General features: G+C 41.9%; 21 protein-coding genes, 1 tRNA gene and 4 pseudogenes. 10 read left to right on the forward strand and 16 right to left on the reverse strand.

The genetic code is table 11. The features are described from left to right. Positions 1 to 90: 90 nt before the first annotated feature. Positions 91 to 714: a hypothetical protein gene (locus HK413_RS09475; protein WP_246230167.1), complete on the forward strand. Its 624-nt coding sequence runs from the start codon at positions 91 to 93 to the stop codon at positions 712 to 714. 206 nt (positions 715 to 920) lie between these two features. Here HK413_RS09475 and HK413_RS09480 read toward each other — a convergent pair. The 11 genes and pseudogenes from HK413_RS09480 to HK413_RS09520 all read right to left on the reverse strand — a co-directional run bounded on the left by HK413_RS09480 (position 921) and on the right by HK413_RS09520 (position 9,031). Beyond that, positions 921 to 1,871 (reverse strand): annotated as a pseudogene (locus tag HK413_RS09480) (D-2-hydroxyacid dehydrogenase). An 87-nt stretch (positions 1,872 to 1,958) separates the two neighbouring features. Continuing rightward, on the reverse strand, positions 1,959 to 3,026 hold the full coding sequence (gene serC, locus HK413_RS09485; RefSeq protein ID WP_175270016.1) for a 3-phosphoserine/phosphohydroxythreonine transaminase: 1,068 nt from the start codon (positions 3,024 to 3,026) through the stop codon (positions 1,959 to 1,961). 206 nt (positions 3,027 to 3,232) lie between these two features. Next, complete coding sequence (gene rpe, locus HK413_RS09490) at positions 3,233 to 3,889, reverse strand: ribulose-phosphate 3-epimerase (protein WP_175270017.1); 657 nt, start codon at positions 3,887 to 3,889, stop codon at positions 3,233 to 3,235. 108 nt (positions 3,890 to 3,997) lie between these two features. Then, positions 3,998 to 4,273: a hypothetical protein gene (locus HK413_RS09495; protein ID WP_175270018.1), complete on the reverse strand. Its 276-nt coding sequence runs from the start codon at positions 4,271 to 4,273 to the stop codon at positions 3,998 to 4,000. Positions 4,274 to 4,438: 165 nt separating this feature from the next. After that, entirely contained in the window at positions 4,439 to 4,816 is a 378-nt protein-coding gene (locus HK413_RS22190; protein ID WP_394353156.1) for a S1 RNA-binding domain-containing protein, read from the reverse strand. Beyond that, positions 4,743 to 6,371 (reverse strand): polyribonucleotide nucleotidyltransferase, encoded by a 1,629-nt coding sequence (locus HK413_RS09500; protein ID WP_394353157.1) that lies wholly within the window; start codon positions 6,369 to 6,371, stop codon positions 4,743 to 4,745. The genes HK413_RS22190 and HK413_RS09500 overlap by 74 nt, the downstream gene beginning before the upstream one ends. Then, on the reverse strand, positions 6,319 to 6,561 hold the full coding sequence (locus HK413_RS22195) for a hypothetical protein (RefSeq protein ID WP_394353158.1): 243 nt from the start codon (positions 6,559 to 6,561) through the stop codon (positions 6,319 to 6,321). The genes HK413_RS09500 and HK413_RS22195 overlap by 53 nt, the downstream gene beginning before the upstream one ends. 130 nt (positions 6,562 to 6,691) lie before the next feature. Then, a complete protein-coding gene (rpsO, locus tag HK413_RS09505) occupies positions 6,692 to 6,970 on the reverse strand; it encodes a 30S ribosomal protein S15 (RefSeq protein ID WP_175270019.1) in 279 nt (92 codons plus the stop codon). 115 nt (positions 6,971 to 7,085) lie between these two features. Beyond that, positions 7,086 to 7,511, reverse strand: a complete 426-nt coding sequence (locus HK413_RS09510) for a hypothetical protein (RefSeq protein WP_175270020.1) — start codon at positions 7,509 to 7,511, stop codon at positions 7,086 to 7,088. Between the two features lie 16 nt (positions 7,512 to 7,527). Next, a complete protein-coding gene (locus tag HK413_RS09515; protein ID WP_175270021.1) occupies positions 7,528 to 7,818 on the reverse strand; it encodes a hypothetical protein in 291 nt (96 codons plus the stop codon). A 230-nt stretch (positions 7,819 to 8,048) separates the two neighbouring features. Further along, a pseudogene (locus HK413_RS09520) lies at positions 8,049 to 9,031 on the reverse strand (D-alanine--D-alanine ligase). 124 nt (positions 9,032 to 9,155) lie between these two features. On the opposite strand from HK413_RS09520, the gene HK413_RS09525 reads away from it, so the two are divergent. The 7 genes from HK413_RS09525 (at position 9,156) to HK413_RS09550 (ending at position 12,882) form a co-directional block, all read left to right on the forward strand. Next, positions 9,156 to 9,926, forward strand: coding sequence for a PASTA domain-containing protein (locus HK413_RS09525; protein ID WP_175270022.1), 771 nt, complete (start codon positions 9,156 to 9,158; stop codon positions 9,924 to 9,926). Beyond that, a complete protein-coding gene (locus tag HK413_RS09530) occupies positions 9,926 to 10,228 on the forward strand; it encodes a rhodanese-like domain-containing protein (RefSeq protein WP_175270023.1) in 303 nt (100 codons plus the stop codon). The genes HK413_RS09525 and HK413_RS09530 overlap by 1 nt, the downstream gene beginning before the upstream one ends. 15 nt (positions 10,229 to 10,243) lie before the next feature. Further along, the gene (gene mltG / locus HK413_RS09535) at positions 10,244 to 11,299 is read left to right on the forward strand and encodes an endolytic transglycosylase MltG (protein ID WP_175270024.1); all 1,056 of its coding nucleotides are present in this window, start codon (positions 10,244 to 10,246) and stop codon (positions 11,297 to 11,299) included. After that, positions 11,300 to 11,707 (forward strand): acyl-CoA thioesterase, encoded by a 408-nt coding sequence (locus HK413_RS09540; RefSeq protein ID WP_175270025.1) that lies wholly within the window; start codon positions 11,300 to 11,302, stop codon positions 11,705 to 11,707. It begins immediately after the preceding gene. 11 nt (positions 11,708 to 11,718) lie between these two features. After that, the gene (locus HK413_RS09545) at positions 11,719 to 12,552 is read left to right on the forward strand and encodes a YihY/virulence factor BrkB family protein (protein WP_317169436.1); all 834 of its coding nucleotides are present in this window, start codon (positions 11,719 to 11,721) and stop codon (positions 12,550 to 12,552) included. Between the two features lie 2 nt (positions 12,553 to 12,554). Next, complete coding sequence (locus tag HK413_RS21105; protein ID WP_317169437.1) at positions 12,555 to 12,692, forward strand: hypothetical protein; 138 nt, start codon at positions 12,555 to 12,557, stop codon at positions 12,690 to 12,692. 105 nt (positions 12,693 to 12,797) lie between these two features. Then, positions 12,798 to 12,882 (forward strand) — tRNA-Ser (locus tag HK413_RS09550). Positions 12,883 to 13,037: 155 nt separating this feature from the next. Here HK413_RS09550 and HK413_RS09555 read toward each other — a convergent pair. The 4 genes and pseudogenes from HK413_RS09555 to HK413_RS09575 all read right to left on the reverse strand — a co-directional run bounded on the left by HK413_RS09555 (position 13,038) and on the right by HK413_RS09575 (position 16,754). Further along, on the reverse strand, positions 13,038 to 13,805 hold the full coding sequence (locus HK413_RS09555) for an alpha/beta hydrolase (protein ID WP_246230169.1): 768 nt from the start codon (positions 13,803 to 13,805) through the stop codon (positions 13,038 to 13,040). Between the two features lie 171 nt (positions 13,806 to 13,976). Beyond that, positions 13,977 to 14,348, reverse strand: a complete 372-nt coding sequence (locus tag HK413_RS09560; RefSeq protein ID WP_175270026.1) for an alpha-L-rhamnosidase C-terminal domain-containing protein — start codon at positions 14,346 to 14,348, stop codon at positions 13,977 to 13,979. Next, positions 14,309 to 16,131, reverse strand: a pseudogene (locus tag HK413_RS09570) (family 78 glycoside hydrolase catalytic domain). The gene HK413_RS09560 and the pseudogene HK413_RS09570 overlap by 40 nt, the downstream one beginning before the upstream one ends. A gap of 8 nt (positions 16,132 to 16,139) precedes the next feature. After that, positions 16,140 to 16,754, reverse strand: a complete 615-nt coding sequence (locus HK413_RS09575) for a glycoside hydrolase family 78 protein (protein ID WP_449406795.1) — start codon at positions 16,752 to 16,754, stop codon at positions 16,140 to 16,142. 343 nt (positions 16,755 to 17,097) lie between these two features. Between HK413_RS09575 and HK413_RS17695 the strand changes: the two genes are divergently transcribed. After that, entirely contained in the window at positions 17,098 to 17,274 is a 177-nt protein-coding gene (locus HK413_RS17695) for a VOC family protein (RefSeq protein ID WP_246230171.1), read from the forward strand. A gap of 110 nt (positions 17,275 to 17,384) precedes the next feature. Here the strand turns inward: HK413_RS17695 and HK413_RS09585 are convergent, their stop codons facing one another. Continuing rightward, a complete protein-coding gene (locus tag HK413_RS09585; RefSeq protein WP_175270030.1) occupies positions 17,385 to 17,648 on the reverse strand; it encodes a YtxH domain-containing protein in 264 nt (87 codons plus the stop codon). Between the two features lie 161 nt (positions 17,649 to 17,809). On the opposite strand from HK413_RS09585, the pseudogene HK413_RS09590 reads away from it, so the two are divergent. Then, positions 17,810 to 19,544 (forward strand): annotated as a pseudogene (locus tag HK413_RS09590) (phospho-sugar mutase). Positions 19,545 to 19,657 lie beyond the last annotated feature (113 nt).

Raw genomic sequence — 19,657 nt, forward strand, 5'->3', positions numbered from 1 at the left:
AGATTTTATAGTAACCGAATCAACCTACGGCGGACGCATGCATACCAAAGATAAATCAGTTGAGCAAACGCTGGTTGAGGTGATTGAAAAATGCTGCGTAAAGAGCAAGGCCGGTTAATTATCCCGGCGTTTAGTATCGGGCGTACGCAATCGTTGGTTTATTCGTTGAACAAGATCTTTAGCAGCGGTTTGTTGCCGCCGGTTAAAGTTTTTGTAGATAGCCCTATGGCGAGTATGGCTACGGGTATCTTCCGTAAATACCATAACCTGGTAAACAAAGAAGCGCAGGATTTTTACAGGGCACAGGGCGATGAGTTTGAGTTTGATAACTTAGAATACATCGAGTCGTTAAAGGATAGCCGCCAGATCTCTAATTATTTCGAGCCCTGTATCATTATCTCATCAGCAGGAATGCTGGAAGGAGGACGCATCCAGGATCACCTGTTTTATAATATCCAGAATTATTACTGCACCATCCTGTTTATAGGCTATTGCGCCAAAGGTACTTTGGGCCACCGTTTATTGCGCGGTGATTCGATAGTCCACATAAAGGACCGTGATCTGGCTGTATATGCCACCATTAAACAGACAGACGTCCTGAGCGCCCACGGCGATCACGAAGACCTGGTAAACAACATTAAAACGCAGGATAAGGCCAACCTTAAAGGAGTTTACGGTACACGGCGAGGAAAGCAGCATGCAGTTATTGGCTGATAGTTTGGCTGATGATGGATACCCGGTTGTGATACCTGAAAAGGGAGTAAGCTACATACTTTAAAGCGTTTGTCGTGCTGAGGAACGAAGCATCTGCCGGGCGGCGATTGCATAGTTTGCAGATCCTTCGCTATCGCTCAGGATGACAATTGTAAAAAGCCTGCTTGATCACTCAAGCAGGCTTTTTACAATTGTTGTAAGTTCTATTATTTCTTAAAGTGACCAATAATTAAGCTGGCCAACTCTACACCTATCCGCTCCGGGCTTCATTGGTAGCAGCGCCGATGTGTGGGGTTAATGATATTTTTGGATGAGACAAGATCTCAGCACGCGGAGTTGGCTCGTTATCAAACACGTCTAACGCCGCGTATGATACCGGCCGCTGTTCAATGCATCGATCAACGCTAACTCGTCGATCAACCCACCGCGTGAGATATTGATCAACTGCACGCCTTTTTTCATTTTTGCCAGTTCTTCGGCACCAATTAAGGCTTTGTCAATAAATGGAGTATGCAGGGTGATAAAGTCAGCAGTTTTAATAATCTCGTCCAACGTAGCTTTTTAACAGCAACATTAACTTTTGTACCGCCTGATCCTAAAACGATCTCCACCTCAGGATTGAACTCGAACAGATCGTAAGCGATCACATCCATACCGATACCGATAGCTATTTTAGCTACCTCGCGGCCAATGCGGCCAAAGCCTACAATACCTAAAGTTTTACCACGCAGCTCAATACCCTTAGCATAAGCTTTTTTCAGATCGTTAAATTTGGTACCGCCATCAACCGGCATTTTGCGGTTACTGTCATGCAGGAAACGCACACCGGTAAATAGTTGCGCAACCACTAATTCAGCTACTGATAATGATGAAGATGCAGGAGTATTATATACACCCACGCCTTTTTCTTTCGCGTACTCCACGTCAATATTATCAACACCTACACCACCGCGGCCAATTAGCTTTAAGTTAGGGCAGGCATCAATTAACGCCTTGCGTACTTTAGTTGCACTGCGCACGGTAATGGCATCGTAGTTTTGTAATTTAACAGGCAATTCATCCTGTGGTATGTTGTTAGTATCAACCTCAAAACCGGCATCCTCTAACATCTTTTTACCGATAGGGTCTATCCCATCGTTAGCTAATATTTTGATCATTGTCTTTTTGTCATTAGTCATTAAGTCATTAGTCATTGGTAACATTTGCCATACTAATGACGAATGACCAGTGACTAATAAACCAACCTATTTATTTTTCTCTGCAAACTCCTGCATTGCGTCAACCAACACATAAATGCTGGTTATTGGCAACGCGTTATATATTGAAGCACGGAAACCGCCTACACTTCTGTGGCCCTTAATACCTACTATGCCCTTTTCGTCGCATAGTTTAAGGAATGGTTTTTCCAGCTCAGGGTTTTCCATAACAAAACATACATTCATGTCCGAACGGTCCTCAACAGCACACACCGCTTTAAACATGGGGTTACGGTCAATCTCGTCATACAATACCTTTGATTTTGCTTTGTTTTCTTTCGCGATAGCTTCAACACCACCTTTTGATTTCAGCCAGTTTAATGTCAGCATTGAAACGTAGATAGCAAACACCGGTGGGGTGTTATACATTGATCCGCCTTCTATTTGTACACGGTAGTTAAGCATTGCCGGGATCTTACGATCAACTTTGCCTAAGATCTCATCCTTAACAATTACTAAAGTAGTACCGGCAGGGCCCATGTTTTTTTGCGCACCTGCGTAAATGATACCAAAATCGGCAACGTTAATTTTACGGCTGAAAATATCCGATGACATATCGCAAACCACGGGTATTGAAGATGCCGGGAACTCATGCAACTGCGTACCGTAAATGGTATTGTTTGATGTTAAGTGTAAATATGCCGCATCAGCTGGTACGGTATAATCTTTAGGGATATAAGTAAAGTTGCTTTCTTTTGAAGATGCGATAACATCCACCTCGCCAAAAAACTTAGCCTCTTTTAATGCTTTGTTAGCCCATACGCCCGACTCGACATAAGCTGCTTTACCGGTTGATGGCAACAGGTTATAAGGCACCATTGCAAACTGCGTGCTTGCACCGCCTTGTAAAAACAATACCGAATATCCTTCCGGAACTTCTAATAACTCTTTAACTAATTTTACGGCCTCATCTAAAACCGCCTCAAACTCGGCCGAACGGTGCGAAATCTCTAAAAGAGATAAACCGATACCGTTAAAATCAACCACCGCGGCGGCTGCTTGCTTTAAAACTTCATGAGGTAAGATGCCGGGACCGGCACCAAAGTTATGTTTCATATGTTTTGAAAATTGGTTTTGTACAAAATATAATATTGTAAAGTTTATATTTTGATTGGGCAAAGGTAATTAATTCGGCAAAGTTTATAGGTTTTATTTGCATTTATTTTAAAAAATACAAATGTTTTATAAAATTGGCTATTTAGGCGATGATATTGAATAAAATGAAAATAAGGGCACTATTTCTATTACGATTGTAATAAAAATCAGGCATGTTTAAGGGTCGAGATCATGGCCGATGGGTTAGCAGCCGCAAATACCGCGCTGCCCGCCACCAATACATTTGCCCCTACCGAAAACAATTTACCGGCGTTTGTTTGATCAACCCCGCCATCAACCTCTATAAAAAGATCAGGCTTACACTCGTCTGCCAGTTTTTTTACTTCGGCTACTTTTTTGTAGGTATTATCAATAAAATGCTGCCCGCCAAAGCCGGGGTTTACCGACATCACCAGCACCAGGTCCAGCTCGCCTATAATATCAACCAGCATAGCCACCGGCGTGTGCGGGTTAATGGCCACCCCTGCCCTGCAACCGGTCTCTTTAATTACCTGCACGGTACGGTGTAAATTTGGGCAAGCCTCAAACTGTACGGTGATACCGGCCGCGCCTGCGGCAGCAAAACGTTTGATATACCTGTCAGGGTCAACAATCATTAAATGTACGTCAAGGGGCTTCGTAGCATGTTTATACGCCACCTCTGTTACCGGGAAACCAAATGATATGTTAGGCACAAACAACCCATCCATAATATCCACATGTATCCAGTCGCCCTCGCTTTTGTTAAGCATTTCGATATCGCGTTGCAGATTACCAAAATCGGCAGCTAAGATTGATGGGGAGATTAAGCGGTCATTGGTCATTGTGTCATTAGTTATTAGTTATTGCAAATATATTAATTGTGGGTAATTGTGGTGACTTTATTAGCAAACAGAAAATACGCCATCCAATGACTAATGACTAATCACAACTTAGTCACAATTCAATAAAAGATCATAATATTTTTTCATCAGCACAACATCGTAATTAACTAACGAGTTATAGGCTTCGGTAACCAGCTCGGTTAAAATTGAGGCACCAAGCTGCCCCGCGCCATTGGGGATGGAGTCGTAATAGGCAATCAATTCTTTTACCCTTATAATTTCATACAATAACAACTGGACTAAATCAGCATGGGGACCTGCCGGTTTACCTGAATTATTGTTGCTATTAAGAAAATCTAAAGGGTCATGCGGAGTAGATGTCATTTTTTCAACAGATCGGCCTTTTAGCTTTTATCAACACTATAACTGACATAAATATCAGAAAACCGCTTTTTGTTTTAAAAAAAAACAAAATAGTTAAAACAAAATTCCGGTTTAAAAGTAAAGGCCTTATTGCTAAGGCCTTTACTGTATAAGTTATAATAAAAATTATTTAGCTGCTTCCGGCTTTGGCAATAAAACTTTACGCGAAAGTTTTAATTTACCTTGCTTGTCAACATCTAATAATTTAACGCGTACCTCATCACCAACTTCAAAAATTCCGTCCATGGTTTCAATACGTTTGTGGTCTATTTCAGATATATGCAACAAACCGTCTTTACCCGGCATAATTTCAACAAATGCACCAAATGGCATAATTGATTTTACTTTACCTTCGTAAATCTCACCAACTTCAGGTTTTGAAGCGATGGCTTTTATACGTGATACTGCTTTATCAATTGCGTCTTTGTTATCAGCAAATATTTGAACTACACCACGGTTGCCAACTTCCTCGATAGAGATCGTAGCCCCGGTTTCGCGTTGCATTTCTGGATGATCTTGCCACCAGGTCCGATAACGGCACCAATAAACTCTTTGTCGATACGGATGGTAACGATACGCGGAGCGTGTGGTTTGTAATCTTCGCGTGGCGCGGTAATGGTTTTAGCCATTTCGCCAAGGATATGTAAACGGCCATCTTTAGCCTTTGGTTTAAAGCGTTGGTTAACACTTCCCATGAAAGGCCGTTTATTTTCAGGTCCATTTGTACAGCAACAATACCGTTTTTGGTACCTGTTACTTTAAAGTCCATATCACCCAGGTGATCTTCATCACCCAAAATATCAGAAAGGATAGCATATTTTGTACCCATTTCGTTAGTGATCAATCCCATAGCGATACCAGATACCGGGTTGCTGATTTTGATACCGGCATCCATCAAAGCCAATGTACCGGCGCAAACCGTAGCCATTGATGATGAACCGTTTGATTCTAAAATATCAGATACTACACGGATAGTGTAAGGGTTTGCATCATCAGCAGGTAATACACGTTTTAACGAACGCATAGCCAGGTTACCGTGACCGATCTCGCGACGGCCTGCACCCCTGTTAGGACGAACCTCGCCGGTTGAGAAACCGGGGAAGTTATAGTGTAACAGGAATTTTTGGTAACCGTTGATGAACGCGCCATCAATCATTTGCTCATCATCCTTAGCACCTAAGGTAACTGATGTTAATGATTGGGTTTCGCCACGTGTAAACACAGCCGAACCGTGAGCAGCAGGTAAATAACCAACTTCGCTCCATATCGGGCGGATCTGTGTAGTTGTACGGCCGTCTAAGCGTTTGCCTTCATCTAATACAAGGTTACGGATAGCATCATACTCAACATCATGGTAATATTTTTTAGCTAAAAACTTAGTAACGTCATCAATCTCACCTAAAGTTTCTATATACTCATCGCGTATAGCTTTGAATTTAGCAGCACGTACATCTTTTGATGAAGCTTCAGCTGCAGCAGCGTAAACTTTATCGTAAGTAGCAGCGTAGATAGCTTTCTCAAGCTCATCATTGCTATGCTCGTGGCTGTAAGCGCGTTTTTCGGTTTTACCAACTTCAATAGTTAACTCTTTTTGAGCCAAACACTGTACTTTAATAGCAGCGTGTGCAAATTTAATTGCTTCAACCAGCTCATCTTCCTGTATCTCGGCACCTTCGCCTTCAACCATGTTAATGTCATGCTCGTTACCGGCAACAATAAACTCTAAAGTTGCAGTTGCCAATTGGCTTAAAGTTGGGTTGATAACTAATTTACCATCAATTTTAGCTACACGAACTTCTGATATAGGCCCGTTAAAAGGGATATCAGATACAGATAATGCTGCTGATGCAGCTAAACCTGCCAATGCATCAGGCATGATATCTTTATCAGCTGATATTAATGAGATCATTACTTGTGTATCGGCATGATAATCACCCGGGAACATCGGGCGCAACGCACGGTCAACCAAACGCGAGATCAAAACCTCGTAGTCTGATAAACGGGCCTCACGGCGTAAAAATCCACCGGGGATACGGCCGGTAGCAGCATATTTTTTCACGGTAATCAACAGAAAGAGGTAAAAAATCAACTCCTTCTTTTGCTTCCTTTGATGAAACAACGGTAGCCAATAACATGGTATCACCCATTTTTATTACTACTGATCCATCAGCTTGTTTGGCCAGTTTTCCTGTTTCGATCTCGATGGTGCGGCCGTCACCTAAATCGATTACTTTCTTAATTATGTTCATCTTTTTTTGCGTTATGATGCGCTTTTCATCTTTTAGAGCGCACCGGTTTTTTTATGGTGTGTAATATGTATTCAGAAAGTAAAAAAGCCATCTCATTACCAGAGACGGCTTTTTTAAAAATAACTTAAAGTTACTTAATGATATCCCTAAGCTGTAAAGCTTTGATGATAGCACGGTATCTCTCAATATCTTTTTTGTAAAGGTAAGCCAGCAATCCGCGGCGTTTACCTACTAATTTTTGCAGTGATAATTGGGTTGAAAAATCGTGTTTGTTTTTTTTCAGGTGCCCGGTTAAGTGTGCGATACGGTAAGTGAATAATGCTACCTGACCTTCGGTCGAACCTGTGTCAGTTGCACCTTTACCGTGCTTTGCGAAAATTGCTTGTTTTTCTTCTGTACTTAAATACATTACGTAAATAATATTAAAGCGTTAATTAATTTGTTATTTGTGGGTGCAAAGGTAGCTAAAGCCTTTTATATATACAAGGCTTGTTATTATAAGTTTATTGGATAGTTGTATATTACTAAAGCGGCTTCTCTCTTTTATACCCATAATTTTGCCCGAAAGCCGTAAAATGATCTTTACGTTTACCGGGATCAAAATTTTCTAACCTGATATCATCTTTACTGTTAAAAAGAATATATGATTGGTTGATCAGGTTATTATTTATATAAAAGTCAATAGTTATAGGTTGTTTGGTAAAATCGGCAACATAATCTAATTCAAGGGCGGTGGTTGAGGTTTTACGTATTACATGCTTTGAATCGACAAACTCTAATTTAGACGAGCGTGGCTCGTTTTTAAACATGAGTACCCACTGGCCCAGCAGGTCTTTATATGTTGGCAAACGCATTTCTGTTCCGGGTACCGGATTTTTGATCTTAACAAACACCGAAACCTTTTCATTTGTACTATCTGCATCTTTAGGGATACCCCATAACGACCTCATTAAAAGGTGCTATCATTTAAAAATTTAATATAGGGCTCGACGTACCGGGTTTCTCTCTATCAATCTCTGGTGTGTATTTAAGCCGGATGATATCTTTATCTAACCTTGTTGTATAATTTATTTTATAATGAAGCAACCCGTCGTTCATTATCCATGCCGCAGTAGAATCTGTTAAAAAACAAATATTAATTTTTTTATTTCTTACCTCCTGCCAACGCCCTATAAGATCTTTAGCGGTGTATTGCTGAGCGTAAACAGCGCCGGTATTAATTATTATTACTAAAGTGATGAGTATTTTTTTGACCATACAAGGTTGATTAGGTTTACCTCAAATATCTAATAACCACATTATCAACGCCGGTTCCGATGGCAAAGCATCTAAAATCCCGAAAGATGTTATTGAACATTACACATCGTTTAAAAAAGCGGTTTAGCACACTATAATGTGTTTCACCTTGTTTAGCAAACACTAATTATCAATAACTTAAGAGCATCTCCCTTGTTCACATTTTCGTGAAACAAAACAGGCAGCTAAAATTACAGGTTACCCTCTATCAGTTCGGCGTAAAAATCAGGCACGCTCATACCTGCTGCCCTCACCTGCTGCGGTATCAAACTGGCCGACGATTGGCCGGGTGTGGTATTGATCTCGATGAAATAAAAATCAAGCGTATCATCTAATAAGATAAAATCTATCCTGGCCATGCCTTTACAGTTAAGGCGCAGGTAAACTTCGGTTAGTATCTCGGCTATCTGGGCGTCTTTTTCAGGGCTTAGATCGGCCGGTGTAACCTCTTCGGTAACGCCTGAGGTATACTTGGCTTCATAATCAAAAAGTCCTTTTTAGTAATGATCTCAGTAGCAGGCAGCACTACTATTTTGCCATGTAAGCGTGCAATACCGCGGCTAAATTCGCGGCCCTTTATAAATTCCTCGATCAGTATCTGGTCGTCCTCATGAAAAGCTTTGGCAATAGCAGCCGGTAGTTCGCCAACGGTATAAACCTTGCTCATGCCCACGCTGCTGCCGCCATTATTAGGCTTAATAAACAGCGGGAACTTTAAAGTCGCCGCGATATTAACAACATCATGTCCGTCATTTCTAAACAAGCGCAGTGATTTAGCGGTGTTTAATCCGTGTATGCCATGCACAATGGTCTTGGTGTAAGCCTTATTCATGCTTATAGCCGACGTGGTAACATCGCAGGTATTGTATGGGATATTCACCAGATCGAGATAGCCCTGCATCTTTCCGTCCTCGCCGGGGGTACCGTGAATGGTGATAAAGGCGAAGTCAAATTTTATCTTCTCTCCTTTTATAGTTATGCTGAAATCGTTTTTATCTACATCAAAACGTTCGCTGCCATCCTCATAAAACCAACGGTCGCGGTTAACTAATATGGTGTAAACGTTATATTTAGTCTTATCTAAATTAGCCGCTATGTTTTGAGCGCTGTTTAATGATACCTCGTATTCGCCGGTAAATCCTCCGGCCAAAAGTGCTATGTTTTTCATTGTCATACGGTCAAATATAGCTATTTTTGGAGCAGGTGAGTTAATAAATACATTAGTTTTTCAAACTGCATAAATCCGAAATTATCCTTATGTTTGATGCATAATTTAAGTATAATACTACAGGCTGCAGATGAGTAAACTCGGGGCATATTTAAAAACCAAATCTTTTAGAAACAATATACTTTTGGCTATAGGTTCTGTTATAGCCATCGTATTGATAGCGTTTTTTAGTCTCGGTTTTTACACGAACCATGGCTCTGGTATCCCTGTTCCCAAATTAAAAGGGCTTCCTATTGATAAAGCTATCAGCATATTAGAAGACCGGGGATTTGAATACCAGATAGATTCGGTTTATGTAGGCGATGCTGCTCCCGGTACCGTGCTTGAACAAGATCCTGATCCCGAAACTAACGTTAAGGAGCATCGTAAAATATACCTGACCATGGTTGTGCTTAAAGCACCACCGGTGGCATTGCCCGATATTGACCAGATGCCTTATATACAGGCCGTAGCAACCTTACAAAACAATGGATTAAAGGTTGGTGATACTACTTATCGTTCTGATATAGCGCTTAATGTAGTGTTAGAAGCACGATTAGCCGGACAAACTATTAAGGCAGGCACAAAGATCCCTAAAGGTTCAAAAATTGACCTGGTGTTGGGCGACGGCGTCGGAGCCAGCGAAGTTGAGGTACCTGACCCGGTAAACCAGGACACGGACGCAGTTAGGTTTATATTGAAAAATTCGAACACGGGACTGGGTACAATTACTTATGAGGGCGCGATAACAGATTCAAGCAATGTTATAGTAGTTAGCCAATCACCAATGAAAACGGACTCTTTGACTAAGGTTAGCATCGGCACAAAAATTAACTTAACAGTTACGCAAGGCAAACAATAATGCAGCAAATTGATGCACAAAGTTTTGATAGCAAACTAAAGGGCAACGAGCCGCTTATTTTGTTGGATGTGCGTGAAGAAATAGAATACCATACTTATAATATTGGCGGTAAAAACATACCACTATCGCAATTAACTGAAAAACTGGCGCTTGTATCCCCTAACAAAAGCGACGAAATAATTGTTATATGCAAGGCGGGCTTACGCAGCCAAACGGCGCAAGCCATTTTATTACAAAACGGGTTTACAAACGTTAAAAACTTAACCGGCGGATTACTGGCAATGCAGAGATTGCAGGCTTAATCGTATACTACTATCATGGCTAAACAAAAAACATCAGCGGGCGGCACATTTAAAAAGTTTATTGTCGCCCTAATAATTATAGTTGTCCTGGCATTGGGCGGTACCCTATTGTTTTACTATTTAAGATATTTCGGGCCAAATGTTACGGGCAATGAGGAATACTTATATATCCATACGGGCGAGAATTTTAACGACGTTTATAAAACCATTCGTGATAAAAACATAGTTAAGGATACGGCGACATTTTCATGGGCGGCGCGTAATATGAAATATGTGGGCCATGTTAAACCGGGTAAGTATCGCTTACATGAAGGTATGAGCAACCGCAAGTTTATACGGATGCTGCAATTGGGCGAGCAGGAACAAGTTCAACTATCTTTCCACGTATTCAGGACCAAAGAACAGTTTGCGGGCTTTGTAGGTAAGAAGTTTGAGGCCGACTCGGCAACGCTGCTGCATTATCTTGATTCGGCCGACTTTGTTAAACAATACGGCTTTACTACGGATAATGCTTTTGTAATGATAATGCCTGATACCTACCAAATGTATTGGAATATATCGCCCGAAAAATTTTATAAACGCATGTATACGCATTATCAAAACTTTTGGACGCCAGCGCGTAAGCAACAGGCAGCAGCATTAAACTTAACGGTACCACAAGTATCTATATTAGCCTCTATTGTTGATGCTGAAGCTGTTTATGATGACGAAATGCCAATTATTGCAGGCCTTTATTTAAACAGATTACGTCAGGGCATGAAACTGGAGTCGGACCCTACGGTTATCTTTGCTATGAATGATTTTACTATCCATAGGGTGTTAAACAAATACTTGTCGGTTAACTCTCCTTATAATACCTATCTGCACACAGGTTTGCCTCCCGGCCCGGTTATGATGCCATCAGTAAACGCGGTTAAAGCAGTGTTAAATCCTGATAAGAACGACTATATATATATGGTAGCTAAAGAGGATTTCTCTAACCGGCACAACTTTGCTACCAACGTAGCTGAGCATAATAAAAACGCGCAAAAATTCCGCAAGGCGCTTGATGAACGTAACATTAAAAAATAAATGTTTGAGCACTCAACCAAAATAAGGGTACGTTACGGCGAGACTGACCAAATGGGTTACATGTACTATGGCAACTATGCCGAGTTTTACGAGGTTGGCCGTGTTGAAATGTTGCGCAGCACGGGCCTTACCTACAGCGGTATGGAAGCATCGGGCATAATGATGCCGGTGTTGGAGATGAAAAGCAAGTATTTAAAACCGGCGCTGTACGATGAAGAGATCACTGTAAAAGTTATTATGGATAAAATGCCCGGCGTTAAAATTCATTTCAGGTATGACCTGTACAACGAAAAAAATGAATTGATCCACCACGGAGAGACCTTGCTTGTATTTGTAAATATGAAAACCGGTCGGCCTTGCCTGCCATCCCGGGAGTTTTTAGATAAATTAAAGCCATTTTTTAAGTAAATTAGCTTTAGATGAAGTGGGTGCACCGTTTATTATTTCGGATAAAACCATACCGGGCATTTATTAAATGGACCAAAACCATTGTATTACCTGGCTTTGGTAACCTGTCTGTGTATGCCGTTACCGTTTCGTTGATCAATGAGTTTTTAGAAGATTCTTTATTAAATAAAGCCTCATCGCTGGCATATAACTTTATGCTGGCGCTTTTCCCCGGCACGCTGTTTTTATTTACACTGATAGCTTACATACCTGTTGATAACTTCCGGGAGAAGCTATTAGAGCTGCTCAGAACTATTTTGCCAACCTACGCCTACCTTGCCTTCGAAACCACAATTGAGGACATTATAAAGAACCAAAACGCGGGATTATTATCCTTAGGTTTTATAACTGCTTTATATTTTGCAACAAATGGTGTAAGCAACCTGATGCAGGCTTTTAATAACTCATCATTAATATTAGAGAAACGTACCTGGCTTAAGCGCCGTAGTATTGCCATGCTGCTTACGATAGTTATTGCTGTGGCGCTAATAGTAGCCATAGCTGTTATGATAGCCGGTGAAAGTGTTATAACTTATTTACAAAGTCATGTAGCCAGCAAAAGTCATTTTTGGATCTACTTGCTGACATTGTCGCGGTGGATAATAATTGTTACTATATTTTTCGTCAGCATATCAATATTATACCGCTACGGGCCATCGCATAAATTAAAGTGGCCATTTCTTAGTCCGGGCTCAATACTGGCAACAGGGTTGGCTATTTTAACCTCGTTAGGCTTCACCTATTACATTAACAATTTCGCGCGTCATATAATAAACTATACGGCTCTATCGGTACCATCATCGTAGTGATGCTGTGGCTGTATTTAAACTCCTTGATATTGCTGATCGGTTTCGAATTAAACGCAAGTATTGATCTTTCTAAGCGCAATTTAAAGATCGTCAAACCTCGTTTTAACACTTTTCGTGCAGAAAAGCTGTCAGATTAAAAATTCAATAACTTAAAAGTCAATTACTTATAAGCTTTTTAATAAAATGTTAAAAAAGTAAAATTCCCGCTTGCCAATTCGGCCCGGATTTGTACTTTTGTCCCCGGAGAGTTGGCAGAGTGGTCGATTGCGGCAGTCTTGAAAACTGTTGACTGTAACAGGTCCCGGGGTTCGAATCCCTAACTCTCCGCTGAAAATACAAAGCCCTGTAATTAAGTATTACAGGGCTTTTTTACAGACAATGTTTCCCTAACTTAACTTTTCAAAAACCCCTCATATTATCAACTGGCGTTTTGACAAATTAAGTTATTCCAAAGCTGTAGCTCCAATTTATGGTGATAAGCGTTACTCCATCAGTTTTTCCTGCTTCATCCAATATATGCAGCGTCCAAACCATTCGACGAATGCAGGCGCTGTAAGAAAGCCGTGTTCGCCCTTTGAGTAAAGATGAAGTTCGGCCGGGATGCCATACTTGCGCAATGCTGTATAAAAAGCAATACTGTTGGCTACCGGTACAACCTTGTCCTCAGATGAATGGACCAGCCAGCTTATCGGCGTTAAGGGTCCGACTTGCAGTTCATTTGAAAATAGCGCTATATTTTCTGGAGAAGGCGATTTCCCCAGCAGGTTATCTCTGGAACCTGTATGTCCTATTTCGGCACTGAAGCTAATCACAGGATTAACGAGCAACATAAAATCCGGGCGAAGGCTGGTATTTTCTTCGTTGGGCACCAAAGATTTTTCAAAATGTGTGCCCGGGCTGGAAGCAAGATGACCGCCGGCAGAAAAACCCATCACGCCGATTTTTTGAGGATCCAGTTTCCATTCTTTTGCATGCTGACGAACAATTTTGATGGCCTGTTGTGCATCCTGCAATGGGCCAATTGCCCGGTCAATCATGGTTCGGTCACTTGGTATTCTATATTTAAGCACAAAGGCTGTTACGCCCATTGCCGCAAATGCCCTTGCTACGTCGCTTCCTTCCCGCTTGGTAAGCAATACACCATAACCGCCACCCGGAATGATGATAACCGAAGTTCTTGTTGTTGGCTTTTTGGGCAAGAATATCGTCAAAGTCGGTTCTGACACCTCAAAGGTGAGTGAATCTACCAAGCCATCTGCCTTTTGATACTCCCCGGTTTTTTACCGTCTTTGCATTCGGAATTTCATGGGTATATAAAGGGATTTGTTTTTGTGCGGATGACATGACACAACTTAAGCACAATAAGAGTGTGAAGAGAGGAGTTAAGGGCATGTTCACGATATAATTCTTTAGGTAAGCCACTATTTTTGAATTTGAAACCAATACTCTCCGGATCCAACCTCTACAATAGTATAGCCATCTTCGTTACGTAAAAACCTGATGCCGCTGTTCCTATCAATCTTCTTTGCCTGCTCAGTTAGCGTTTGTCCGTATCGGGTTGGCAGCCAAACTTCCGCCCTGGTATTTACGGGGACCTTTACTTTATAGCTGAAAGAGTTATTTACAATCGTCCATTCAGCGCCTATTTCGCCATATTCCGATTGATACGTTCCTTTCGCGTGCTTCATATCGCCGCTTGGTTGTGGCTTAAATAAAATTCTTTTGAATCCCGGGGCGTCGGAATTGATGCCGACTACCGAACGGTAAAACCATTCGCTGATTGACCCGAACATGGGGTGGTTCTTAGAATATACATTATCTGAAGGCTTCGGGTTTCCCAAAGCGTAGTAGCCCCATTGGCCAGCATATAACCCCAGCCGGGGAAGTCGCGCTGATTAGCTACACGATAGGCGATTTCATTCTTATCTGTGTTCCTCAACACGTCAAATATCATCTTCGTTCCAAAAATCCCCGTAGAAATATGCCAATCCTTTTGCTCCAGCTGATTTTCTAATAGTGCCAAAGCTTTTTGCGCTTCCTGCTTTTGGGGAACCCCTGCCCATAAACTGATGGCCTGTGCAGTTTGGGTCCCCATCTCAAATTTTCCATCGCTTTGCGGATCAAATTTTTGTTAATGGCAGTTCTGATCTCATCCGCCAGTTTACTGTAGGTTAAACGATCGTTTTCAAACTGGAGGATGCTTGCAAATTGGGCCATAATCCTTACCTGCAAATAGTAAAAAACAGAAGGAGTAAGTGGAATAGACTTAGCAGTAAGTGCTTCATGGTCACCAAGGTCTTCCTTATCAAACAGGTTGTCCTTCGCCTTCGATCTCAAAAATTCGATATGCTTTTTAAGGGCGGGGTAATTTTCTTCAATAATACGCTGATCACCATAGAAATCATACATCTTTTTTACCGGGTAAGGGAACACTGCACGGAAAGCAAGCGGACCTGAGCCTTCGCCGGGGCCTGAATCTGCGATGCCCACGAAAGGAGCGGTTTCTGTGATCCCACCAGAAGGGCGCTGATCATTCGCAAAGTCTCGGAGTACTTTGCTGTAAAAATTACTCATGTCGAAATTGTACATGAATGCTTCGGCGGTACAGAAAAGGTCACCGCCATAGCCAAATTTTTCGCGCGCCGGACAATCCGACTGTACACTAAAAACATTGCTCAGGAAGGTGTTACGTATAACCCCATTGAGCTGGTTAAACATTTCATTGTCCGTAGTAAAGGTTCCATTTGTAGCCAGGTCAGAATGTAAACGCACTCCTACCACATCATTAAGGGTTGGTTTACCCGGCCAGCCGGTAACTTCCACGTAACGGAAGCCATGGAAAGTAAATCTTGGGTGCCGGGTTTCTGCCCCTCTCCCATTAAGGATATAGGAATCTTCCTGCCAGGCCACCGCGGGGGCTCCGGGGCCACCATTACTGTTCTTGATCTGTCCTGCTACTGCCGTCATCAAATTAATACTGCCATCGGCGTACTTATCTTCCCCATAACGCAATCTGATAGTCGTTCCTGCATTTCCGCTGACCTTGATTTGGGCAACTCCGGCAAAATTTTTACCCATATCAAATACAAACACACCGGGTTTAAGTTCGGTAATACCAATTGGTTTTATGGTGTCAGTAATCCTAACAGGTGGCTGTTGTTGGGCAACCAATTTTCCGGCAGGGCCACGGGTTGGCACCGCTTTTTTCGAGGCTGATAAATCTCCTTTCGGGTTCGACCAATTCTCACGGAAAAGCCGGGCATCGTATTGTTCGCCCGGGTAAACGTTATTTCTAACTATCGGGCCTGGTGCAGTATCCCAATTTTCATCTGTAGCAATTACCTCAACACCGCCGTCTGAATAAGTTAGTCTTAGCATGGCCTTTACCTTTGGCCTGCCGATACTTAACGCATTTCGCAGGTTTATTTTACCCCAAAAACGAAGTGGGGCCGGATTATACCAGCCATTTCCCAACATTATCCCCAGCACATTCGCGCCGTTTTTAACCATTGGAGTTACATCGTGCACTGCATATAAGATCTCTTTATCATACGCGGTCCAGCACGGATCCAGCATGTGGTCTCCTATTTTTTTCCGTTCAAATAGGCTTCATAATACCCCAATCCACTGATATAAAGCCGGGCTGCTGCCAGCTTACTTTTAGGAGCAAAGGGCCTCCGAAACAATGGAGCTGGATCATTCTTATAAAAATCTTCATCCTTTTCGTAAGGTTTACTGCCATCACTAATCCATTTTCCTTTCCAGTCCGTATCCAAAAAAGCAGCGGTTTCAAACCATTGGATAGTGCTCCATGGCGTGGCCCGACCATTTTGGTCATAGCATCTAACCCGCCAAAAATATCTTGTAAACGGTTTAAGCTTCTTACCATTGTATTTTACAAGTATGCTTTCACCAGAAGAAGTTTTACCCGTCTTCCAAATGTTACCTTTAAATTGGTTGATATCGCGTTCATTATCGCTTACAATAATTTCATAGGCAGATTGGGATTGGTTGTGTTCTTTTCCAATCAGGATCCAACTTAAACGCGGGGCTGTGAGCCCGATCCCCAAAGGGTTTACCCGGTATTCGCATGTGAGTTTGCTGATTTGGAAACCGGCACGGACAACAGCTCCGTTACTATAGGCAAAATTCAGCAGGGAAAAGAAAGCGATAAATATGGTTTTTCGGAAAATTGTCATTGATCATATATGTTTATTAAAAATAGGAGAAATTAAGCATAAACCTGCTTAGATTATAAAAACTTACCATGCAGGAGCATAACACGGGCATAAATCACGAACTGGTAACGCTGCAAAGAACTGACTATGAAAAAGTTGAATTAACTTAACTTAGTATCATGAAACATAATGCTAAATCCATCCGGCCATTTATTGGCGCTAAAGACTTTAAGTTATCCAGAAGCTTTTACCGCGACCGGGGTTTGAAGAACGCGAATTATCACACAATCTATCTGTTTTTAAAACCGGGGCTATTGCATTTTACCTGCAAGATGGGTATGTAAAGGATTGGATAGATAACACCATGATATTTTTAGAGGTTGACGATGTAGCCAGATATTGGGACGAGTTGCTGGCTTTGAACCTAACCGCCAAATACAAAAATGTAAAGTTAACCCCAATACGTACCGAGCCCCGGGGCAGAGAATGTTTCCTCCACGACCCATCAGGCATACTTTGGCACTTTGGGGAGTTTTTTTGATTAGTCCGGATCTACTTAACGGCCATTATCTCAAACCGGCTACCAACAAAAAACGCCATCCGGAATGGATAGCGTTTTTATTACCTAAAGGAAATTGCTTTATTATTTTACTACATGATCTGCAACTGCCTTAACCGTTTTTTTTGAAACGTTGGTTTTATCACTGATGATGCTTGCCGCCGGTCTTTAAAACTATTTTTAAATGTTTTAGCCAACTTGTCTATTTCGCCGCTAACGCTATCCGATATTTTGTTGCGGGTATTATTACCGCTATCGGTTAAATACAAATAAGCTATAGCGCCGGCTGCTGCTGCGCCAGTGATACCCAAAGCTATCAGGGCGGTATTATTTTGTTTTACAAATGGATTTTTCATAATGATGTCTTTTTCTGTTTAACAAAATGCGATTACTTTGGTTCTGATTGTTTTAAATTATATTGTAAACGAAGGGGGATAATATTTTTAATTATTAGAAACAAAAATGTTTCTCAATCATTTTTTATCATATTTGATCACGTAAAATAAACCTATTATATATGCAGGAATTAGATCCATCTATTCTTAAAAAAGCCAATTCATGGCTCGAAGGAAATTATGATGCTGACACCAAAGCTGAAATTCAGCGGCTTATTGATACCAAAGCCTATACAGAACTTACAGACTCTTTTTACCGCGACCTTGAATTTGGCACCGGCGGACTTAGAGGGATAATGGGCCCCGGCTCAAACCGTGTAAATAAATATACAATCGGCTCTGCTACGCAGGGGTTAGCTAATTTCCTGAAAAAACCTACCCTAACGAAAAAATAAGCGTCGCCATAGCGCACGATAGCCGCAATAACTCTGATGTGCTGGCAGGCATTACTGCCGATGTTTTTTCGGCAAACGGCATCCATGTTTATTTCTTCAGCGCATTGCGCCCTACCCCCGAGCTATCATACGCCGTGCGTAAATTAGGATGCAAAAGCGGTGTAATGCTTACAGCATCACACAACCCAAAAGAATATAACGGTTATAAAGCTTATGGCGATGATGGCGGGCAGTTTGTATCGCCGCATGATAAGGCTGTGATGGACGAAGTTGGCGCTATTTCAAGTATAGATGATGTAAAGTTTGACCGCATAGCGGCTAATGTGGAAATGCTGGGCGACGAGATCGACCAAGAATATATTGAGAAAATAACCGCGCTTTCTGTATCGCCCGATGCTATAAAGCGCCAGAAAGATCTGAGCATTGTTTACTCACCTATCCACGGTACCGGAATTACTTTAGTACCCGGTGCTTTAAAAAGCTTTGGCTTTGAGAATGTAACTATAGTTGAGGAACAGGCTATACCTAATGGAAATTTCCCTACGGTAGTTTATCCAAATCCGGAAGAAAAAGAAGCGCTTACCCTTGCGCTTAAAAAAGCTGCCGAAATAGATGCCGACCTGGTATTGGCTACCGACCCTGATGCCGACCGTGTGGGTATAGCCGTTAAGAATAACAATAATGAGTTTATCCTGCTTAATGGTAACCAAACCGGCAGCTTATTGATAAACTATTTGCTAACTGCCGGGAAGAAAAAGGCAAGTTAACCGGCAAGGAATACATTGTTAAAACCATCGTGACCTCTAATTTGATAGAGGCTATCGCGACAGCAAAAAACGTTACGTTTTATAACACGCTTACCGGCTTTAAATACATTGGCGAGCTGATGACCAAATTTGAAGGCAAGCAAACCTTCATAGGCGGCGGTGAAGAGAGCTACGGTTACCTGGTGGGTGAATTAGTGCGCGATAAGGATGCAGTTGTCTCAGCGGCTTTTATTGCCGAAATGACGGCTTTCTATAAAGACAAAGGCAGCAGCTTATTTGAAGCTATGATAGATATGTACCTTGAATATGGTTTCTATAAAGAGAAGCTGATATCTATCACCAAAAAAGGTAAGACCGGTGCCGAGGAGATCAAGGCCATGATGGAAACCTTCAGGACCAATCCCCCGGCTACTTTAGGCGGATCAAAAGTGATAACGGTTAAGGATTACGAACGCAGCATTGAAACCGACATAGCTTCAAAAACAACTAAGGCTATTGAGTTACCAAAGTCGGACGTGTTGCAATTTGTTACTGCGGATGGCAGCATTATATCTGCCCGCCCGTCGGGTACCGAGCCTAAGATCAAGTTTTATTGCAGTGTAAACGGCAAGCTGGCAAGTAAAGACGCCTACTATGAAACCGATGCGGCGCTGGATGCTAAGGTGGATGCTATAATTAAAGATTTGGGCGTATAATCCCACGGCGGTGCATATTGCATTAAGGTCTCGTTCCGCTAAGGTTCGGGACCTTGTTTTTACGCACCCCCGATAGCTGTCTGAACTGTTGAGTGATTCACCGCGAACTTGTA

The sequence above is a fragment of the Mucilaginibacter humi genome, from assembly GCF_013087555.1.